We start from the raw sequence: 17,957 nt of genomic DNA, 5'->3' as shown, positions 1-17,957 counted from the left end.
CATCATGCGCGACCCCGCCCCGCCCCCGGTTGAGTGTCCAAGACACGCGGAGGCCCGGCGGCACCATCCGCGTGTCCTGGACACGGAGCCCGGCGTCAGCGCGCGGAGCGCCGGAACAGCACCACCGCGACGGCCCACGCGACCGCGAGGATGCCTGCGCACCACGCCAGTGCGATCCACACGCTCGCGCCGACGGGCTGCTGCGCGAGCAGGGCGCGGAGGGCATCCACGAGGGACGTCACCGGCTGGTTCTCAGCGAACCAGCGCACGGGCCCGGGCATGGTGTCGGTGGGCGCGAACGCCGAGCTCACGAACGGGAGGAAGATCAGCGGGTAGCTGAACGCGCTGGCGCCGTCGATGGTCTTCGCCGCCAGTCCGGCGATCACCGCCACCCACGTGAGGGCGAGCGTGTAGGCCATCAGGATGCCGACCACACCGAGCCACGCGACGGGCGACGCGCCCGACCGGAAGCCGACGAGAAGCGCCACCCCGATCACCAGCGCAAGCGAAACCGCGTTCGCCAGCAGCGACGTGAGGACGTGTCCCCACAGGACGCTCGCCGGCGCGATCGGCAGCGATCGGAGCCGGTCGACGATTCCCCCGCGCACGTCGAGGAAGACCCGATATGCGGTGTACGCGATTCCGGAAGCCACGGTGATCAGCAGGATGCCGGGCAGCAGGAAGTCCACGTATGCGGTGCCGCCGGTATCGACCGCGCCGCCCAGGACGAACACGAACAGCAGCATGATCGCGACCGGCATGATCGCGGTCGTCACGATCGTGTCGGGGCTGCGGAGGATGTGCCGGAGCGAACGGCCGGTGAGGACCGCGGTGTCCGAAAGCGCGTGCGTGGTCATGATTCCTCCGTGTCGATCGGGTCGGCCGCGCCGACGATGGCGAGGAAGATCTCCTCGAGGGTGGGCTGCTTCTCGACGTACTCCACCGTCGTCGGCGGGAACAGCGCGCGGAGCTCCGCGAGCGTCCCCTCGGCGATGATGCGTCCGCCGTGCAGGATCGCGATGCGGTCGGCGAGGTATTCGGCCTCGTCGAGGTACTGCGTCGTGAGCAGCACGGTGGTGCCCGACGCGGCGAGCGAGCGCACGGCATCCCAGACCTCCCGGCGGGCCCGCGGGTCGAGCCCTGTCGTCGGCTCGTCGAGGAAGACCACGGCGGGCTCGCCGACGAGGCTCATCGCGATGTCGAGGCGTCGGCGCATGCCGCCGGAATACGTGGATGCCGCGCGACCGGCGGCATCCGTCAGCGAGAACCGCGCGAGGAGCTCGTCGGCGACACGGGTCGGGTCGGGCACGTGTCGCAGGCGGGCGACGAGCGTGAGGTTCTCACGGCCGGTGAGGATCTCGTCGACGGCGGCGAACTGGCCCGTCAGACTGATGGAGGCCCGGACGCGCGCCGCCTGGGTGGCCACGTCGGCTCCGTCGACCGTCGCGGTCCCGCCGTCGGCGCGCAGCAGGGTCGACAGGATGCGGACGGCGGTCGTCTTCCCGGCGCCGTTGGCGCCGAGGAGAGCGACGACCGTGCCGCGCTCGACGTCGAGGTCGAGGCCGTCGAGCACCGTGACGTCGCCGTAGGACTTGGTGAGGTTCCGGACCCGCACGGCGGAACCGGTATCGGTGATGGGCATGTTCTTCCTCTCGCGGTGGTCCGGCCGGAGGGCGCACTGAGCCATCGCCTCCGGCCAGCCGGGTCCGGAGGGCGTGTGCGAGCGGGATCAGCCCTGGGTGCGGGCCGCCTCGTCGATCGCGCGGGCGAGGCGTGCGCGCTCGCGTCCGATCCAGCTGCCGTCGCCGTAGTTCGCCATGAACTCCTCGGCGAACGCCGACGGCTCGGCGCCCATCAGGTCACGGATGGGCGTGTCAGCCGCAGCGGCCTGCTCGAGCAGGTCGGCGAGGTCGGTCACCATGCGGATCAGCGCGTCGCTGTCGTCCGTCGGCCCGAGGTTGAGCACGTAGCGTTCGAGCGCGCGGCCCGCCTGCCGGTAGGGGGCGGGGAGGGCGTCGAGGCGGCGGCGGTACTCCCGCCACTGCTTCTTGGCGCCCAAGTCGCCGATGATCTTCTCGTACCAGGCCATGTCAGTTCCCTTCGTCGCGGAGCTGCTCGAGCCGATCGGCGAGCAGACCCCAGGTGGTCCAGAATTCGGCGAGCTGTTCTCGCCCCGCCTCGTTGAGGGTGAAGACCTTGCGCGGCGGCCCCTTCTCGGACGCCACCTTCTCGACATCGACGAGATCCCGCTGCTCGATTCGGACGAGGATCGCGTAGACCGTGCCCTCGGCGAGGTCGGCGAACCCCCGCTCGCGGAGGTCGGCGGTGATCTCGTAGCCGTAGGCCGGCCGACGCGAGAGGACGGCCAGGACGACGCCCTCGAGCACCCCCTTGAGCATCTCGGTGTCTTGCCTCGCCATGCGGTACTCCTCAACGTTGACTACCGCTACAACGTAACACTGAGTACCGGTACTTAGCAAGAGCGAGTAGCAAGCGCGTAAGCGCCTCGTATGCGTCCGCGACCCGGCCGTAGGGAAAGCGTTAGGGCCGCATGAACGCCGGGCGCGCAGGAGTTGCATCGACATACGTGCCGCCCCGCGGCGCCCGCGCCACAGCAGTCGCGCGGAAGCTCCCGAACCTGGAGTCATCGTGCTCGATGTCGTCTACCTCGTCGCGATCCTCGCGCTCTTCGCGCTGGTCGCCCTCATCGCGCAGGGGGTCGAGAAGCTGGGCCCGCAGCCCGGCGCTCCCTCCGCGCGCACCCCCGGCCGCGGCCCGCATACCCCCGCCGCGTCCGAGCGAGGGGGCGATTCCGCGTGAGCATCCTCGCCGCCGTCCTCGCCGTCGCCGCGATCGTCTACCTCGTGATCGCCCTCGTCCGTCCGGAGAAGTTCTGACATGGATGCCGGAAGCACCTGGTCCATCGTCCTGACCAGCCTCACCCTCATCGTCGCCCTGGGCCTGGCCTACCGCCCGCTCGGCGACCACATCGCCCGCATCTACACCGGCGAGCGCGATCTCGCCGTCGAGCGGGGAACCTACCGCCTCATCGGCGTCGACCCGCGCGGCGCGCAGACCTGGCAGGCGTACCTGCGATCGGTGCTGCTGTTCTCGGTCGCGGGCGTCGTGCTCGTCTACGCGCTCATGCGCCTGCAGCCGCTGCTGCCGTTCTCGCTCGGACTCGAAGCCCCCGGCGAGGCCCTGTCGTTCAACACCGCGGTGTCGTTCGTCACGAACACCAACTGGCAGTCCTACGCGGGCGAGACGACCCTCGGCTACACCGTGCAGTTCGCGGCGCTGACCGTCCAGAACTTCGTCTCGGCCGCCGTCGGCATCGCGATCGCGGTCGCGCTGGTGCGCGGCTTCGCGTACCGCCGCAGCGGCGTCATCGGCAACTTCTGGGTCGACCTCGTCCGCGGCACGTATCGCCTGCTGCTGCCGTTCTCCATCGTGGCCGCGATCGTGCTGCTCGCCGGCGGCGTCATCCAGAACCTCTCCGGATTCACGGATGCCACGACCCTCGCGGGCGCGGCCCAGTCGATCCCCGGCGGGCCGGTGGCATCCCAGGAGGCGATCAAGCTCCTCGGTACCAACGGCGGCGGGTTCTTCAACGTCAACTCGGCGCACCCGTTCGAGAACCCCGCGCCGTGGACGAACCTGTTCGAGATCTTCCTGATGCTCGTGATCCCCTTCTCGCTCCCCCGCGCGTTCGGCCGCATCGTCGGTGACGACCGCCAGGGCTACACGATCCTCGGGGTCATGGCCGCGATCTTCGTGGCATCCGCGGCTCTGCTCACGTGGGCCGAGCTCGCCGGTGCGGGCACCGCCCCGCAGCTCGCGGGCGGCGCGATGGAGGGCAAGGAGGTGCGGTTCGGCATCTTCGGCTCGACGCTGTTCGGCACGACGAGCACCCTCACCTCGACCGGTGCGGTCAACTCGATGCACGACAGCTACACCGCGCTGGGCGGCATGATGCCGATGATCAACATGATGCTCGGCGAGATCGCGCCCGGCGGCGTCGGTTCGGGCCTGTACGGGATGCTGATCCTCGCCGTGATCGCGGTGTTCGTCGGCGGCCTCCTCATCGGCCGGACGCCCGAGTACCTCGGCAAGAAGATCGGGCCGCGCGAGATCAAGCTCGCGAGCCCGTACATCCTCGTCACGCCCACGCTCGTGCTGGCCGGCACCGCGCTGAGCTTCGCGCTCCCCGGCATCCGGGACGATGTCGAGTCGACCTCGATCCTCAACCCGGGCGTCCACGGCCTCAGCGAAGTGCTCTACGCCTTCACGTCGGCGGCGAACAACAACGGCTCCGCGTTCGCGGGGCTCACGGCGAACACCCCGTGGTTCAACACGGCCCTCGCGGTCGCGATGCTGCTCGGGCGCTTCCTGCCGATCGTGTTCGTGCTGGCCCTGGCGGGTTCCCTCGCGGCGCAGGATGCCGTGCCCGCCACCGCCGGAACCCTGCCGACGCACCGGCCGCAGTTCGCGGGCCTCCTCGCGGGCGTGGCCGTCATCGTCACCGCTCTCACCTACTTCCCGGTCCTCACCCTGGGACCCCTGGCCGAAGGACTCGTCTGACCATGTCCACGCTCACCCACGCCCCGGCACCCGCCGAGGCCCCGACCCCGGCCGCTCCGCACCGCGCGTTCAGCGCCGCGCAGATCGTCGCCGCGCTCCCGGGAGCGGCGAAGAAGCTCAACCCCGCGTCGCAGTGGCGCAACCCCGTGATGTTCCTCGTGTGGGTGGGGGCGGCCCTGACCACCCTCATCGCGCTCACCGAGCCGTTCCTCGGCGGCGGAGACGCCGCGCTCCCCTTCGGCTTCACGTGGGGCATCGCGATCTGGCTGTGGCTCACGGTGTTCTTCGCGAACATCGCCGAGTCGGTGGCCGAGGGTCGCGGCAAGGCGCAGGCGGCGACGCTCCGCAAGACGCGGACGACCACGACCGCGCGCCGCGTCGTCGCGTACTCCGCCGCCGACCCCCTGGCATCCGGTGCCGCCACCGAGGACGTGCCCTCGGGCGACCTGAGGGTCGGCGACGTCGTGCTCGTCGAGACCGGGGAGCTGATCCCCGGCGACGGCGACATCGTCGCGGGCATCGCGACCGTGGACGAATCCGCGATCACGGGCGAGTCGGCGCCGGTCGTCCGCGAGTCGGGCGGCGACCGCAGCGCCGTCACCGGCGGCACACGGGTGCTCAGCGACCGCATCGTCGTCACGATCACGTCGAAGCCCGGCGAGACGTTCGTCGACCGGATGATCGCACTCGTCGAGGGCGCCTCGCGGCAGCGGACGCCGAACGAGATCGCGCTGAACATCCTGCTGGCGAGCCTGTCGATCGTGTTCGTCGTCGTGGTGCTCGTGCTGAACCCGATCGCCTCGTACGCGGCATCCCCGGTGTCGATCCCCGTGCTCGTCGCGCTGCTGGTGTGCCTGATCCCCACGACGATCGGGGCGCTGCTGAGCGCCATCGGCATCGCCGGCATGGACCGGCTCGTGCAGCGCAACGTCCTGGCGATGTCGGGTCGCGCGGTCGAGGCCGCGGGTGACGTCACGACGCTGCTGCTCGACAAGACCGGAACCATCACCTACGGCAACCGCCGCGCGTCGGCGTTCGTCCCGCTGGACGGCGTCGGCGGTCCGCTCCTCGCGGAGTACGCGTCACTGTCGTCGCAGGCCGACCCGACGCCCGAGGGCGTCTCGGTCGTCGAACTCGCCGCCGCGCAGGGGATCGTCGCCGAGATGCCCCGCGGCGCGGAACCCGTCCCCTTCACGGCCCAGACCCGCATGAGCGGCCTCGACCTCACCGACGGCACGCAGGTGCGCAAGGGCGCCGCGTCAGCCGTGCTGGCCTGGCTCGCGGCATCCGGATCGCCCGTTCCCGAGACGCTGCGTGCGCAGCTGCAGGAGGAGACGGATGCCATCGCCCAGTCCGGCGGCACGCCCCTGGTCGTCGCAACCCTCACGCCCGCGGGCGAGGGACGCGTGCTCGGTGTCATCCACCTCAAGGACGTCGTCAAGGATGGCCTGCGCGAGCGGTTCGGGGAGCTGCGGGCCATGGGCATCCGCACCGTGATGATCACGGGCGACAACCCGCTCACGGCCAAGGCGATCGCGGCCGAGGCCGGCGTCGACGACTACCTCGCCGAGGCCACGCCCGAGGACAAGCTCGCCCTCATCCGCCGCGAACAGGAGGGCGGCAACCTCGTCGCCATGACCGGCGACGGCACGAACGACGCCCCCGCGCTCGCGCAGGCCGATGTCGGCGTCGCGATGAACACGGGCACCTCGGCCGCGAAGGAGGCCGGCAACATGGTCGACCTCGATTCCGACCCGACGAAGCTCATCGACATCGTGCGCATCGGCAAGCAGCTGCTCATCACCCGCGGTGCGCTGACGACGTTCTCGCTCGCGAACGACATCGCGAAGTACTTCGCGATCATCCCGGCGATGTTCATGGGCGTCTTCCCCGGGCTCGCGGTGCTGAACGTCATGCAGCTGTCGTCGCCGGCGTCCGCGGTGCTCAGCGCGATCATCTTCAACGCGATCGTCATCGTCGTGCTCATCCCCCTCGCCCTGCGCGGAGTGAAGTACCGCGCGGCGAGCGCCTCGAGCATTCTCAGCCGCAACCTGCTCGTGTACGGGCTCGGCGGCATCCTCGTCCCCTTCATCGGCATCAAGCTCATCGACCTCGTCGTGAGCCTGCTCCCGGGATTCTGAAAGGCCCCGTCATGCGCACCACCCTGCGTACCGCCGGCGTCGCCGTCCGCGCGATGCTCGTCTTCACCGTGCTCCTCGGCGTCGGCTACATGCTGCTGATCACCGGGATCGGCCAGCTCGCCCTCCCGTCCCAGGCGAACGGTTCGCTCGTCCGCTCCGCCGACGGCACCGTGGTCGGTTCGTCGCTGATCGCGCAGTCGTTCCAGGATGCCGACGGCCAGGCGCTGCCGCAGTACTTCCAATCGCGTCCGTCCGCCGCCTCCTGGGATGCCGCCGCCTCGACCGGATCGAACCTCGGCCCCGAGAACGCCGACCTCATCGCGTCGATCTCGTCGAACCGTGAGGTATTCGAGGCGCTGAACGGCGCGGGGGCGATCCCCGCCGATGCGGTCACCACCTCGGGTTCCGGCCTCGACCCCGACATCTCCGTCGCGAACGCGGAACGCCAGGCCGCGCGGATCGCCGAGGCCCGTGGCATCCCGGTGTCCGAGGTGGAGGCGCTCGTGGCGGAGCACACGCTGCCGCGCGACCTGGGCTTCCTCGGCGACCCGCGCGTGAACGTGCTCGAGCTCAATCGCGCGCTGGACGCCCGATGACGCGCGAGAATCGCTGACATGCGCACGCGTCCTCCCGCCGCCGTCGCCCCTCGCGGGCGGCGGCGGTGCGGCGCGTCCGCGGCCGCGGTGGGGCCCGACGGCGTCGCACGCGCGTCGAGTGTCCACAACACGCCGATTGCGCGCCGCCGCAACGGCGTGTCTTGGACAGTGAACACACGCCGGCACGGGAGCCCCACGTGAAGCGCGGACACTTGCGCGTACTGCTCGGGGCCGCGCCGGGCGTCGGCAAGACATACGAGATGCTCGAGGAGGGGCGCCGTCTCCGCGAAGAGGGCCGCGACGTCGTCATCGCGATCGTCGAGACGCACGGCCGCGTCGCCACCGCCGCGCAGGCCGAGGGACTCGAGGTCGTGCCGCGCCGCGACGTGGCGCACCGGGGCGTCGCTCTCGATGAGATGGACCTGGATGCCGTGCTCGCGCGCCGACCGCAACTCGCGCTGGTCGACGAGCTCGCGCACACCAACGCCCCCGGGTCGACGCACGAGAAGCGCTGGCAGGACGTCGAGGCGCTGCTCGACGCCGGCATCGACGTCATCACGACGGTCAACGTGCAGCACATCGCCTCCCTCGGCGACGTCGTCGAGAAGATCACCGGCGTGGTGCAGCGCGAGACGGTCCCGGATGCCGTGGTCCGCGCCGCCGACCAGATCGAGGTCGTCGACCTCGCTCCGCAGTCGCTGCGCGACCGGCTGGCATCCGGGTTCGTGTATCCCGCCGAGCGGATCGACGCGGCCCTCTCGAACTACTTCCGCCTCGGCAACCTCACCGCGCTCCGCGAGCTCGCGCTGCTGTGGCTCGCCGACGAGGTCGACTCGGCGCTGCAGCGCTACCGCGTCGAGCAGGGCATCGAGGGGTCGTGGCAGGCGCGCGAGCGCGTCGTCGTCGCGCTCACCGGTGGCGCCGAGGGCGAGACGCTGCTGCGCCGGGGCGCCCGGATCGCCGCACGCTCGGCCGGCGGTGAGCTGCTCGCCGTGCACGTGTCGACGCAGGACGGACTGCGGGCCGAAGAACCCGGCGCCCTCGCCGTGCAGCGCGCGCTCGTCGAGTCGCTCGGCGGCACCTATCACCAGGTCGTGGGCGACGACGTCGCCGCCGCCCTCGTCGACTTCGCCCGCTCGGTGAACGCGTCGCAACTGGTCATCGGCGTCAGCCGCCGGGGGCGCCTCGGCGCCGCCCTCACCGGCCCCGGCATCGGCGCGACCGTCATCCGCCTCTCCGGCGACATCGACGTGCACATCGTCAACCACGCCCGCGCCGGCGGACGGTTCGCGCTGCCGCGGCTCACCGGTCCGGCGCTGAGCGCGAAGCGGCGCCTCCTCGGTTTCGTCACGGCCCTCGCGGGCGGCCCGCTGCTGTCGTGGTTGCTGATCGCCACCGGCACCGACGAATCGATCACCACCGACGTCCTCGCGTACCAGCTTCTCGTGGTCGTCGTGGCCCTGATCGGCGGCATCTGGCCCGCCGTGTTCGCCGCGGTGCTGTCGGGACTGACCCTGGACTTCCTCTTCATCGCGCCGGTGTACACGATCACGATCAGCGACCCGATCCACGCGATCGCACTGGTGCTGTACGTCGTGATCGCGATGCTCGTCAGCGTCGTCGTCGACCAGGCCGCCCGCCGCGCCCGCGCCGCGCGTCGGGCCGCCGCCGAATCCGAGCTGCTCGCCACGGTCGCCGGCAGCGTCCTGCGCGGCGAGAGCGCGGTGCCGGCGTTGATCGCCCGCGCCCGCGAGGCGTTCGGACTCGCGGGGGTGCGGCTCGTGGCATCCGACGGGTCCGTCCTCGCCACCGACGGAGAGCCGGTACGTGACGGCCGGCTCCTCGACGTGCCCGTGGGCGACGGCCGCGCCCGCCTCGAACTGCACGGCAGAGACCTGGATGCCACCGAGCGGCGCCTCCTCGACGTCATCGTCGCGCAGCTCGCCGCCGCCCTCGAACGCACCGATCTGGCCGAGACCGCGGCCGAGGCGGGTGTGCTCGCCGCGACCGACCAGGTGCGCAGCGCCCTGCTCTCGGCGGTGAGCCACGACCTGCGCCGGCCGCTCGCCGCCGCCGTCGCCGCCCTCGGGGGCCTGCGCGCCGCCGGCGACCACCTCTCCGCCGACGATCGCCGCGAGCTGTTGGAGACGGCGGACGAGAGCCTGGCCACGCTGTCGGTGCTCGTCACCGACCTGCTGGACGTCAGTCGCGTGCAGGCCGGAGTGCTCGCGGTGTCGCTGGCGCCGGTGGATTCGGCCGGCGTCGTGCTCGCCGCGCTCGACGAGCTCGACCTGGGTCCCGACGACGTCGAGCTCGCACTCGACCCCGACCTGCCGTCGCTGCGCGCCGACCCGGTGCTGCTGCAGCGGGTGCTCGTGAACGTGCTGAGCAACGCCGTCCGGTTCACGCCGTCCGGAGGGCGCGCGCGCGTCGCGACGAGCCGGCTCGGCGGTGTCGCCGAGATCCGCGTCATCGATCACGGCCCCGGGGTCGCCCCCGAGCGTCGGGGCGACATGTTCGCGCCGTTCCAGCGCCTCGGCGACACCGACAACACGGTCGGCCTCGGCCTGGGCCTGGCGCTGTCGCGCGGGTTCGCCGAGGGCATGGGCGGAACCCTCACCCCCGAGGACACCCCGGGCGGTGGACTGACGATGGTGATCGCGCTGCCGGTGGCGGATGCGCCCGCACCCGCGCGCGGCCCCGAGTCCCCGGCATCCCTCCCCCGAACGGAGACCCGATGAAGGTCCTCATCGCCGACGACGACCCGCAGCTCGTGCGGGCGCTGCGGATCACCCTCGCCGCGCACGGATACGACGTCGTCGCCGCGGCCGACGGGGCGGCGGCGATCACGCTCGCCGCCCAGGCGCACCCCGACATCGTGCTGCTCGACCTCGGCATGCCGCACCTCGACGGCGTTCAGGTGATCCAGGCGCTGCGCGGGTGGACGACCGCACCGATCATCGTGGTGTCGGGACGCACAGGTTCCGCGGACAAGGTCGAAGCCCTGGATGCCGGCGCCGACGACTACGTCACCAAGCCGTTCCAGATCGACGAGCTGCTCGCGCGGCTGCGCGTGCACGCGCGGCGGTCGGTGCCGTCGAGCGGTGAGTCGGTGGTGCGATTCGCCGACGTCGAGGTCGACCTCGCCGCGAAGGCCGTCACCCGCGCCGGCACCCGCGTGCACCTCACCCCGACGGAGTGGCGGATGCTGGAGTTCCTCGCCCGCAACCCCGGCTCGCTGGTGACGCGGCAGACGCTGCTGAAGGAGATCTGGGCCAGCGAGCAGGTCGCCGACAGCGGGTACCTCCGCCTGTACATGTCGCAACTGCGGAAGAAGCTCGAGGCCGAGCCCTCCGCGCCCGCGCACCTGCTGACCGAGCAGGGCATGGGGTACCGGCTGGTGCTGTAGCCGCGGGGCGGTCCGCGGCGGCGGTCCCTCCCCCTCCCCCGCTGACTTGGCACAAACGCGCGCAAGACCAAGGGCCCGACGTACACAAGCCCGAAGTCAGCGACCACACGCGGCACGCGGGGCCCCCCGCCGCGGCCGCTCCCCGCTGACTTGGCACAAACGCACGCAAAACCACGATCCCGGCGTACACAAGCCCGAAGTCAACGGTCGGAGACGACGCACGGGTCGGGATCCTCCGCCTCCGCGGCCTCGAACTCCGCCTGCACGCGGGCGCAGCGGCAGGCGTACACGATCGAGTGGAGGAGCATCAGCGGACCTCGCCGACCGTGTGGCATCCGGGGCACGGGAACGCGACGCGGTCCCCGATGCGCAGGTCGCCCGGGAGCGTGACGCTCCCGACCGGACGCCCCGCCGCATCGACGACGGCAAACCGTTCGTCGTACGCGTGCGACACCCGCCCGAGCAGGCGCGCCTCCCGCCACACCGCGTCGAGCCTCGCGGCACAAGCATCGAGCCGGAGCGTTCCGGGCCCGGCATCCACGACGGTCGCCACCACGACGGTCGTCGACAGGACCGTGGATGCCACCCCTCCCGACGCCGGGATCACCGCCGGGCCCGTGCACACGCACGGCGTGCCGCAGAGGTCGGCGTACCGGGCGACGGACATGGCGCGGACGGTGACGTCGTCGAGTGTCGGGGCGGAACCTGCGGGCCACGCGGCCGCGTCGAACGGCGCCGGGATGCTCGCGCGCAGGGTGGGGAGGAGAGCGGTGAGGGTCATGGCATCCGGTCTACGCCGGGCACAGGGCCGCTTCCGCACCGCTGACGTTTCCCGTGCGGGCCCGGGCCGGTTCCTCACGGTGCCGCGGCGGCGGGACCGGCCCCCGGCATCGCGAGACTGCATCCGCCCGACATCTCCACTGCAGCCTGCGCCGGTTTCGGCAGCAGCGTGCAGTCTCGCGGCTCGCCCCGCCCCGCGCCCCCGCCGACGCCAGGGCCGCCGCCCACGCCCCAGCCCCCACCCACCCGCCGCCGCCGCCGCCGCGTAGCCTAGAACCGTGACCCTCCCCTTCGACGTGGCCGCCGTGCGCGCCGACTTCCCGATCCTCGGTACCGAGATCGACGGTCGGCCCCTCGTCTACCTCGACTCCGGCGCGACGAGCCAGAAGCCCCGCGCGGTCCTGGATGCCGAGCGTCACTTCCTCGAGACCGCGAACTCCGCGGTGCACCGGGGCGCGCACACGCTCGCCGCCGAAGCGACGGAACTGTTCGAAGATGCCCGTGCCGCCGTCGCGGAGTTCGTCGGCGGCACGCCCGAGCAGCTCGTGTGGACCTCGGGCGCGACCGCGGGGCTCAACCTCGTGGCCGGTTCCCTCGGGTACGCGGGGCGCCTCCGCGAGGGCGACGAGATCGTGGTCACCGAGGCCGAGCACCACGCGAACCTCATCCCCTGGCAGGAGCTCGCCGCCCGCACCGGCGCGCGCCTCCGCCCCATCCCGGTGCACGACGACGGCACGCTCGACATGGCAGCGGCGGAAAGCCTCATCGGCGCCCGTACGAAGGTCGTCGCCTTCCCTCACGTCTCGAACGTCCTCGGCATCGTGAACCCGGTCGCCGAGCTCGTCGCCCTCGCGAAGGGAGTCGGCGCGCTGACCGTGCTCGACGCGTGCCAGTCGGCGCCCCACCTCGTGCTGGACCTGCCGGCATCCGGCGTCGATCTGGCCGTCTTCTCCGGCCACAAGATCTTCGGTCCCTACGCGATCGGCGGGCTGTGGGGCCGCGACGAGGTGCTCGACTCCCTCCCGCCGTTCACGACGGGCGGTTCGATGATCACCACCGTGACACTGGAGAAGGCCGAGTTCCTCCCGCCGCCGCAGCGGTTCGAGGCGGGGACGCAGCCGGTGTCGCAGGCGATCGGACTCGCCGCCGCCGTGCGCTGGTTCGGCGTGCTCGACCGCGACGCCGCGCACGCGCACGAGGCCGCCCTCGAGAAGCGCCTCCGCGAGGGCCTGCGTTCGATCGACGGCATCCGTCTCCTCGGAGACACGGATGCCGCCGAGCGCGTCGCCCTGCAGGCCTTCGACGTCGAGGGGGTCCACGCGCACGACGTGGGGCAGTTCCTCGACAGCCGCGGCGTCGCCGTCCGCGTGGGACACCACTGCGCGCAGCCGCTGCACCGCCGGTTCGGCCTGACCGCGTCGGTGCGCGCGAGCGCTGCGGTCCACACCACGGCCGAAGAGGTCGACACGTTCCTGGATGCCGTGTCCGGCGTCCGCGGCTTCTTCGGGGTGAGCGCATGAGCGGTCTCGAATCCCTCTACCAGGACCTGATCCTCGACCACTCGAAGAACCGTCGCGGTTTCGGTCTGGCAGACCCTGGCGCGCACAGCGCCACCGTGCATCAGCGCAATCCGATCTGCGGCGACGAGATCACGCTGCGGGTGGACGTCGACGGCGACCGCGTGGCATCCGTCAGCTGGGAAGGCGCGGGCTGCTCGATCTCGCAGGCCTCCGCGTCGATGCTCGTCGCCCTCCTGAAGGAAGACGGCGGAGACGACGGGATGCCGACCTCCGACGCCGAAGCGCTGATCGCGAAGTTCCGCGAGGCCCTGCGCTCGCGCGGGCAGATCCCCCTCGACGAGGAGACGTTCGGCGATGCCGCCGCGCTCTCCGGCGTCTCGAAGTACACCGCGCGCGTGAAGTGCGCGATGCTCGCGTGGGTCGCGCTCGAAGAGGGGCTGCGGCAGGCCTGAGCCGCCCGGCCGCACCGGCATGACCTCAGCGATCCGCGCACACTCAGCCGCATCCCGACCCCGCGGGCTGAGGTTGCGCGAATCGCTGAGCGCACGCGGCGCGCGGCGCTAGTCTGCGGGCAGACCGACGGAAGGACGGATGCCATGGCGGCAGGATTCAGCGACGAAGAACGCGCGGCGATGAAGCAGCGTGCCGAGGAGCTCAAGGCCATGAAAGGCCTGAAGGGCGCGGCGAAACTCGAGAAGGAGAACGAGGCCTGCCTCGAGGCGATCGACAAGCTCGAGGGCGTCGACCGCGCGGTCGCGGAGCGCCTCCACGTGATCGTTCTGGAAGAGGCATCCCACCTCACCCCGAAGACCTACTACGGCTTCCCGGCCTACGCGAAGGACGGCAAGGTCGTGGTGTTCTACCAGCCGGCCTCGAAGTTCAAGACGCGGTACGGCACGGTGAGCTTCGACGACTCCGCGCAGCTCGACGACGGCCCGATGTGGTCGGTGTCGTACGCCGTGGTCGAGGTCACCTCCGAGGTGGAGCAGAAGATCCGCGAGCTGGTGCGGCGGGCGGCTCCGGCGTCGGCCTGACGAGAACACTTCTCAACTGAACACTCACAGGTGACACGCATTGACGCCGCCGTGGGCCGCGGGTTTGGCTGAAGCATCCGCTCACGGTGTCGTGATGCGAAATTGCACGCCGCGACCGGACGAGTCTGCGGGCCCCCGCCCGCAGGACACGACCAGGCTGGGCGAGCGCTCAGCCGGAGAGGACGAGGATGTCCGGCAACAAGGCAGTCGCCTATAAAGAACCCGGCGTGGTGGAGGTCATCGACACCCCTTACCCGGAGTTCGAGCTCAAGGACGGCCCGGGAGTGAACCCCGCGAACGTCGGCCGAAAGGTCCCCCACGGTGCGATCCTGCGCACCGTCTCCACCAACATCTGCGGGTCGGACCAGCACATGGTCCGCGGTCGTACGACCGCACCCGCGGGGCTCGTGCTCGGACACGAGATCACCGGCGAGGTGATCGAGGTCGGACCCGACGTCGAGTTCGTCAAGGTCGGCGACATCGTATCGGTCCCGTTCAACATCGCCTGCGGCCGCTGCCGGAACTGCAAGGAGGGCAAGACCGGCATCTGCCTGAACGTGAACCCCGACCGCCCCGGAAGCGCCTACGGCTACGTCGACATGGGCGGCTGGGTCGGCGGGCAGGCCGAGTACGTGCTCGTGCCGTACGCCGATTGGAACCTGCTGGTCTTCCCCGATCGTGACCAGGCGCTGGAGAAGATCCTGGACCTGACGATGCTGTCCGACATCTTCCCCACCGGGTTCCATGGCGCGTACACCGCGGGCGTGCGTCCGGGATCGACCGTCTACATCGCCGGCGCGGGCCCGGTCGGCATCGCCGCGGCGGTCGGGGCGCAACTGCTCGGAGCCGCGGCGGTGCTCGTCGGCGACCTCAACGCCGAGCGGCTCGCGCAGGTGCGGTCGCTGGGCTTCGAGAGCGTCGACGTGTCGAAGGGCGACCCCCGCGACCAGATCGAGCAGATCCTGGGCACGCCCGAAGTGGATGCCGCAGTGGACGCGGTCGGCTTCGAGGCACGCGGGCACGGCTCCGACTCGTCGCACGAAGCGCCGGCGACCGTGCTCAACTCGCTGTTCGACATCACCGCGGCGGGTGGCGCCCTCGGCATCCCGGGTCTGTACGTGACCGGCGACCCAGGCGGCGTCGACGAGGCGGCGAAGGTCGGTTCGCTGTCGCTGCGCCTCGGTCTCGGCTGGGCCAAGTCGCTGTCGTTCACCACGGGGCAGTGCCCCGTGATGAAGTACAACCGGCAGCTGATGATGGCGATCCTCCACGACAAGGTGCAGATCGCGAAGGCGGTGAACGCCACGCCCATCAGCCTCGACGACGCCCCGCAGGGCTACGCCGACTTCGACAAGGGCGCCCCGCGCAAGTACGTGCTGAACCCGAACGGGTACATCGCGGCCTGATCGCGGAACGGGATGCCGCGGCGGAACGGTCGCGGCATCCCGTTCTCCTTCTCGACGGCGCGCTCAGCCCACGAGCTCGCGCTCGAGCCGGGCGTAGCTCGTCTCCATGCCGTCGACCATGCCCGCGGCGAGGACCATGTCGCGGGTGGCGGCATCCGGGTACTCGATGAGCAGCGTCAGGAGCGTCACGCCGTCCTCCTCGTAGAGCGAGAGGTCGTTCGTCGTGGAGGGGAAGTCGGTGCCGGTCATGTGCTCCGTCTGCACGACGCGGTGCGGTGCCTCGATGTACAGCACCTCTCCGTCGAAGCCGAACGCCTCGCCCTCGGTGCCGGGGTCGGGCGCCCACGCGGTGCGGTAGGCCGCGCCGACGGTGTCGCCGATCTCGCACACCGTCATGCGCCACCCGTCGGGGCCGAGCAGCCAGCGCTTCATCAGTTCGGGGTCGGTGTGGGCGCGCCACACCAGGTCGCGCGGGCCGTCGATGAGCCGAGTGATGCGCACGTGCTGATCGCTCAACACCTCGAGTTGCGTGCCCTTGCCCTGCGCGTAGGCGCGGAGGTCCTGCAGCACGACGTCGAGCTGGTTCATCGCGAGGGTCGAGCCCTCGACGACACCCATCGCCACGACCTGCTCGAGCGCCTCGGCCGACGCGAAGCGCGACACGCTCGTGAGTCGGGAGCCCTCTGGCGTCGCCTCGAACGTCAACGCCATGCGCATCGCGGGCATCGTCTCGAGCGGCTCGCCGTTCTCGTCGGCGAAGGAGTCGACGACCTCGTACCCGCGCGGCGGGTCGATCGAGACGAACTCCCACGTGCCGTTCGCGGTCTCGCCGGTCGGTGAGGTCATGCGGTACGTCGCCCGCCCGCCGGGCGTGAAGTCGAACGCGTCGAAGGTCGACGGCCAGCCGGGAGGGCCCCACACCCGCTCGAGCTGGCGCGGATCGCTGAACACCGCCCACAGCCGCTCAGGTCCGACCGGGAACTCGGCGACCAGGGTCAGGGTGAGCGCTTCGGCGTCGGTGTCGACGGAGGTGACGGGCATGAGGGACTCCTTCGTTTCTCAGTGCAGCGGGCGGGATGCCGTGGCATCCGGGTCTTCGGCGAGGAGGGCGTCGAGGCGGTCGATGCGTCCCCGCCAGAGGTCTTCGTACGAGCGGAGGAGCCGCTGCACGCGGGCGATGGCCTCGGGTTCGGCGCTCACGAGACGCTCCCTCCCCTCGGCGCGCTTGCGGACGAGCCCGGCCTCGACGAGCACGCCGATGTGCTTCGAGACCGCCGCGAACGACATCGCGTATCCCTCGGCGAGCGCCGACACCGACTGCTCGGCGACGAGCGTGCGCCGGACGATATCGCGTCGCGTCGCATCGGCCAGCGCGTGGAACACGCGGTCGACGTCGGCATCGGTGGGGATAATTCGTTCAACCATTTGGTTGCACGTTAGCAGGGGCTTTGGGTGGAGGCAAGGGTCGCGTGGTCCACCGCGACACGACCGCCCCACCCGCGCAACCTCGGCGATTCGCGCAACCTCAGCCGCCGACGTCCGCATGTCACGGAGCCGGGGCGAATCGCCGAGATTGCGCCACACGCGCGGCGGCGAGGGGCATTGTTGAACCCCGCCCAATATCCATTCACGCGCATCCATCACCCGCGCACGGGCGTAGGCTCGAAGCACAAGGACGGACCGTCCGAGAAGATCTCCCGGCACCGCGCCCGCCCGGGAAGAAGGCCACCCATGGCCCAGTACGACGTAGCGAACCGTTCGGCGATCGTGACGGGAGCGGGCAGCGGAATCGGCCGTTCGACCGCGCTCCTCCTGGCTCACAACGGCGCCGCCGTGGTCGTGAACGACCTCAACGCCGACAACGCGCACACGGTCGTCGAAGAGATCCGCGCGGCCGGCGGCACGGCCGAGGCCTCGGTCGGCGACGCCACCGACAGCGCCTGGATCGCGTCGTCGGTCGAGCTCGCGAACACCCTCGCGCCCCTGCGCATCGGCGTCAACAACGCCGGAATCGGCGGCGCGGCCGCCCCCACCGCGGAGTACACCGACGAGGCCTGGGACAAGGTCATCGCGATCAACCTGAACGCGGTGTTCCGCAACATGAAGGCGCAGATCCCCTCGATCCTCGCGAACGGCGGCGGTTCGGTCGTCAACATCGCCTCGATCCTCGGCAGCGTCGGCTTCGCCACGTCGCCGGCGTACGTCGCCGCGAAGCACGCCGTCGTCGGCATGACGAAGACCGCCGCGCTGGAGTACTCGGCGCAGGGCGTCCGCGTGAACTCCGTCGGCCCCGGCTTCATCGACACCCCGCTTCTCGACGCCGTCGGCGACGACGTCAAGGAGTTCCTGGTCGGCAAGCACCCGATCGGCCGCCTCGGCAAGCCCGACGAGGTCGCGCACCTCATCGCCTTCCTCGCCAGCGACGCCGCGAGCTTCGTCACCGGCAGCTACCACCTCGTCGACGGCGGCTACACCGCCCTCTGACACGGG

General features: G+C 71.2%; 19 protein-coding genes. 12 read left to right on the top strand and 7 right to left on the bottom strand.

The window, feature by feature from the left end; genetic code table 11:
* Nucleotides 1-95 precede the first annotated feature (95 nt).
* The 4 genes from BGO45_RS13620 to BGO45_RS13605 form a co-directional block, all read right to left on the bottom strand.
* Nucleotides 96-857, bottom strand: coding sequence for an ABC transporter permease (locus BGO45_RS13620; protein ID WP_292695086.1), 762 nt, complete (start codon nucleotides 855-857; stop codon nucleotides 96-98).
* On the bottom strand, nucleotides 854-1,642 hold the full coding sequence (locus BGO45_RS13615) for an ABC transporter ATP-binding protein (RefSeq protein WP_292695085.1): 789 nt from the start codon (nucleotides 1,640-1,642) through the stop codon (nucleotides 854-856). Before BGO45_RS13615 ends, BGO45_RS13620 begins: the two co-directional genes overlap by 4 nt.
* Before the next feature lie 87 nt (nucleotides 1,643-1,729).
* Nucleotides 1,730-2,089, bottom strand: a complete 360-nt coding sequence (locus BGO45_RS13610) for a DUF1048 domain-containing protein (RefSeq protein ID WP_292695083.1) — start codon at nucleotides 2,087-2,089, stop codon at nucleotides 1,730-1,732.
* Between the two features lies 1 nt (nucleotide 2,090).
* Complete coding sequence (locus tag BGO45_RS13605) at nucleotides 2,091-2,420, bottom strand: PadR family transcriptional regulator (RefSeq protein ID WP_292695081.1); 330 nt, start codon at nucleotides 2,418-2,420, stop codon at nucleotides 2,091-2,093.
* Between the two features lie 229 nt (nucleotides 2,421-2,649).
* Between BGO45_RS13605 and BGO45_RS13600 the strand changes: the two genes are divergently transcribed.
* The 7 genes from BGO45_RS13600 (at nucleotide 2,650) to BGO45_RS13570 (ending at nucleotide 10,727) form a co-directional block, all read left to right on the top strand.
* Entirely contained in the window at nucleotides 2,650-2,820 is a 171-nt protein-coding gene (locus BGO45_RS13600) for a hypothetical protein (protein ID WP_292695188.1), read from the top strand.
* Complete coding sequence (locus BGO45_RS13595; protein WP_022878711.1) at nucleotides 2,817-2,897, top strand: potassium-transporting ATPase subunit F; 81 nt, start codon at nucleotides 2,817-2,819, stop codon at nucleotides 2,895-2,897. Before BGO45_RS13600 ends, BGO45_RS13595 begins: the two co-directional genes overlap by 4 nt.
* 1 nt (nucleotide 2,898) lies before the next feature.
* Nucleotides 2,899-4,581 carry a potassium-transporting ATPase subunit KdpA gene (gene kdpA, locus BGO45_RS13590; RefSeq protein WP_292695079.1) on the top strand — a complete coding sequence of 561 codons (1,683 nt, stop codon included), beginning with the start codon at nucleotides 2,899-2,901 and terminating at the stop codon, nucleotides 4,579-4,581.
* 2 nt (nucleotides 4,582-4,583) lie between these two features.
* Nucleotides 4,584-6,722: a potassium-transporting ATPase subunit KdpB gene (kdpB, locus tag BGO45_RS13585; RefSeq protein WP_292695077.1), complete on the top strand. Its 2,139-nt coding sequence runs from the start codon at nucleotides 4,584-4,586 to the stop codon at nucleotides 6,720-6,722.
* An 11-nt stretch (nucleotides 6,723-6,733) separates the two neighbouring features.
* Complete coding sequence (gene kdpC / locus BGO45_RS13580) at nucleotides 6,734-7,318, top strand: potassium-transporting ATPase subunit KdpC (protein ID WP_292695075.1); 585 nt, start codon at nucleotides 6,734-6,736, stop codon at nucleotides 7,316-7,318.
* 197 nt (nucleotides 7,319-7,515) lie between these two features.
* Entirely contained in the window at nucleotides 7,516-10,059 is a 2,544-nt protein-coding gene (locus tag BGO45_RS13575; RefSeq protein ID WP_292695073.1) for a DUF4118 domain-containing protein, read from the top strand.
* Nucleotides 10,056-10,727 (top strand): response regulator, encoded by a 672-nt coding sequence (locus BGO45_RS13570; RefSeq protein WP_076492438.1) that lies wholly within the window; start codon nucleotides 10,056-10,058, stop codon nucleotides 10,725-10,727. Before BGO45_RS13575 ends, BGO45_RS13570 begins: the two co-directional genes overlap by 4 nt.
* Before the next feature lie 307 nt (nucleotides 10,728-11,034).
* On the opposite strand, the gene BGO45_RS13565 is transcribed toward BGO45_RS13570, so the two are convergent.
* On the bottom strand, nucleotides 11,035-11,508 hold the full coding sequence (locus tag BGO45_RS13565; RefSeq protein WP_292695070.1) for a hypothetical protein: 474 nt from the start codon (nucleotides 11,506-11,508) through the stop codon (nucleotides 11,035-11,037).
* A gap of 277 nt (nucleotides 11,509-11,785) precedes the next feature.
* Between BGO45_RS13565 and BGO45_RS13560 the strand changes: the two genes are divergently transcribed.
* From BGO45_RS13560 to fdhA, 4 genes are all read left to right on the top strand, one after another.
* The gene (locus BGO45_RS13560) at nucleotides 11,786-13,027 is read left to right on the top strand and encodes a SufS family cysteine desulfurase (protein WP_292695068.1); all 1,242 of its coding nucleotides are present in this window, start codon (nucleotides 11,786-11,788) and stop codon (nucleotides 13,025-13,027) included.
* Nucleotides 13,024-13,479: a Fe-S cluster assembly sulfur transfer protein SufU gene (gene sufU / locus BGO45_RS13555; RefSeq protein ID WP_292695066.1), complete on the top strand. Its 456-nt coding sequence runs from the start codon at nucleotides 13,024-13,026 to the stop codon at nucleotides 13,477-13,479. The genes BGO45_RS13560 and sufU overlap by 4 nt, the downstream gene beginning before the upstream one ends.
* A 144-nt stretch (nucleotides 13,480-13,623) precedes the next feature.
* On the top strand, nucleotides 13,624-14,061 hold the full coding sequence (locus tag BGO45_RS13550) for a hypothetical protein (RefSeq protein ID WP_292695064.1): 438 nt from the start codon (nucleotides 13,624-13,626) through the stop codon (nucleotides 14,059-14,061).
* A gap of 188 nt (nucleotides 14,062-14,249) precedes the next feature.
* The gene (gene fdhA, locus BGO45_RS13545) at nucleotides 14,250-15,467 is read left to right on the top strand and encodes a formaldehyde dehydrogenase, glutathione-independent (protein WP_292695062.1); all 1,218 of its coding nucleotides are present in this window, start codon (nucleotides 14,250-14,252) and stop codon (nucleotides 15,465-15,467) included.
* Nucleotides 15,468-15,530: 63 nt separating this feature from the next.
* Here fdhA and BGO45_RS13540 read toward each other — a convergent pair whose 3' ends face one another.
* Nucleotides 15,531-16,508, bottom strand: a complete 978-nt coding sequence (locus tag BGO45_RS13540; protein WP_292695061.1) for an SRPBCC family protein — start codon at nucleotides 16,506-16,508, stop codon at nucleotides 15,531-15,533.
* Between the two features lie 18 nt (nucleotides 16,509-16,526).
* Entirely contained in the window at nucleotides 16,527-16,892 is a 366-nt protein-coding gene (locus BGO45_RS13535) for a helix-turn-helix transcriptional regulator (RefSeq protein ID WP_292695059.1), read from the bottom strand.
* 306 nt (nucleotides 16,893-17,198) lie between these two features.
* Between BGO45_RS13535 and BGO45_RS13530 the strand changes: the two genes are divergently transcribed.
* Nucleotides 17,199-17,951: an SDR family NAD(P)-dependent oxidoreductase gene (locus tag BGO45_RS13530; protein WP_292695058.1), complete on the top strand. Its 753-nt coding sequence runs from the start codon at nucleotides 17,199-17,201 to the stop codon at nucleotides 17,949-17,951.
* The last annotated feature ends 6 nt before the right edge of the window (nucleotides 17,952-17,957 follow it).

Origin of the sequence: Microbacterium sp. 71-36 (assembly GCF_001898305.1) — a bacterium.
Lineage (GTDB): Bacteria > Actinomycetota > Actinomycetes > Actinomycetales > Microbacteriaceae > Microbacterium.
The sequence above is the reverse complement of the archived record's forward strand: the minus strand, read 5'-3'. Positions and strand labels throughout refer to the sequence as shown.